This window comes from Kitasatospora sp. NPDC093558 (assembly GCF_040683475.1).
In the GTDB taxonomy this organism is placed as follows: domain Bacteria; phylum Actinomycetota; class Actinomycetes; order Streptomycetales; family Streptomycetaceae; genus Kitasatospora.
On record NZ_JBFBDY010001018.1, the window covers coordinates 1 to 1,716 of the forward strand.

General features: G+C 76.7%; 3 protein-coding genes. All 3 read left to right on the top strand.

Annotation, left to right across the window (positions count from 1 at the left end):
* Nucleotides 1–866, top strand: an 866-nt coding sequence (locus tag AB0O00_RS38015; RefSeq protein ID WP_363659259.1) for a phosphopantetheine-binding protein, incomplete at its 5' end; no start/stop codon positions are given.
* Nucleotides 867–938: 72 nt separating this feature from the next.
* Entirely contained in the window at nt 939–1,139 is a 201-nt protein-coding gene (locus tag AB0O00_RS38020) for an MbtH family NRPS accessory protein (RefSeq protein WP_363659260.1), read from the top strand.
* A gap of 104 nt (nt 1,140–1,243) precedes the next feature.
* Nucleotides 1,244–1,716: condensation domain-containing protein (locus tag AB0O00_RS38025; RefSeq protein ID WP_363659261.1), on the top strand; the 473-nt coding region annotated here is incomplete at its 3' end.

The window sequence follows — 1,716 nt, forward strand, 5'->3', positions numbered from 1 at the left end:
CGTGGCGCGGCCGGCGCCTCGGCCCGCCGCTGCCGGGCACCGTCCGCCGGCTGCTGGACGTGCGGGGCGGGCCGGTGCCCGACGGCGTCGTCGGCGAGCTGCACCTGGCCACCGCCGGACGGCCCGACGTGCCGGCCGGGCTGCGCTGCCGGCGCACCCGGGACGGCGGCCTCGAAGTCGTGGGCCCCGGCGCCGGGTGGCTGTCCGTCGGCGACCGGGCGGTCCGCGCGGCGGCCGTCGAGCGGGCGCTGCGGGCCGTGCCGGGCGTGCGGGACGCGGCGGTCACCGCCGACGCCGAGCGCCGGCTGATCGCCTGGCTCGTCCCGGACCCCGCCGTGCCCACGGGCACCGGGCGCGAGCGCGAGGCCTTCGCGTCGATGGTGCGCGGCCGGGCCAGGGCGGCGCTGCCCGGATACGAGGTCCCGGCGGTGTTCGGGGTCCTGGAGGCCCTGCCGACGGCCCCCGACGGCACGCCGGACCGCGGCGCGCTGCCGCCCCCGCCCGCGCTGCCGCCGCGCGTGCCCACCGAGCAGGCCCCGCCCCGCAACGGGGTGGAGCGGCGCACGCTGGCGATCTTCCAGGAGGTCCTGGGCCGGCCCGCGGTCGGCGTGCACGCCGACTTCTTCGGCCTCGGCGGGCACTCCCTGCTCGCCGCCAAGCTGCTGAGCCGCGTGCGCGCCGAGTTCGGCCTCCAGGTGCCCGTGCGCGACTTCTTCCGGCTGCCGACCCCGGCCGGACTGGCCGCCGTCCTGGCGGAGCTGGAACGGGCCCGCGACCGGCGACCCACCGCGGACGAAGCGGTGCTCGCCCAGCTCGCCGGCATCTCCGACGAGGAGATCGACCAGATCCTGCGCCACCTGAACTGAACCGGCCACCGCAGAACCCACCACCAGAACTCACCACCAGAACCCACCACCACAACTCCCAAGGAGCCAGCGATGGGAATCGACGACGCCGACACCGTCTTCCAGGTCGTCACCAACGAGCAGGACCAGTACTCGATCTGGTTCGCCGACCGGGCGCTGCCCGCCGGCTGGGCCGCCACCGGTACGACCGGGACCAAGCAGGAGTGCCTCAAGCACATCGAGCGGGTCTGGACGGACATGCGCCCCCGCTCCGTCCGCGAACGCGCCGCCTGACCGCCGCCTGACCGCCGCCGACGCGTCGAAGACCGCGCCACAGACCGCGTCGAAGACCGCGCCACCGACCGCGCCACAGACACCGAGGACGGGAGTCCCCCCACATGAGCACGCACGACGGCACCGCCGCCCTGACGCCCGACGAGAAGCGCGCCGTCCTGGCCGGCCTCCTCGACGGCTCCGCCAGCGCCTTCACCAGCAACCTCACCCTGGAGCAGCGCCGCCTGTGGCTGCTCGTCCAGCTCGACGAGAAGCGCCCCTGGCAGACCGGTGACGCCGTGCGGCTCACCGGCCGGATCGACCCGGCCGCGCTCCAGCAGGCGCTCGCGGCCGCCGTCCAGCACCACCCGGTGCTGCGCACCACCTTCCGCACGGTGGACGGCCACCCGCTGGCGACCGTCAAGCCGGTGGCCTCGCTGCGCCTGCCGGTGGTCGAGCTCGACCCGGAGCGGCTCGACGAGGAGCTGGCCCGGATCGCGGCCGCCGAGAGCCGCCGCCGCTTCGACCTGGCGCAGGGCCCGCTGGTGCGGGCGAGCCTGCTGCGGCTCGGGGCCGAGGACCACGTCCTGCTCCAGAC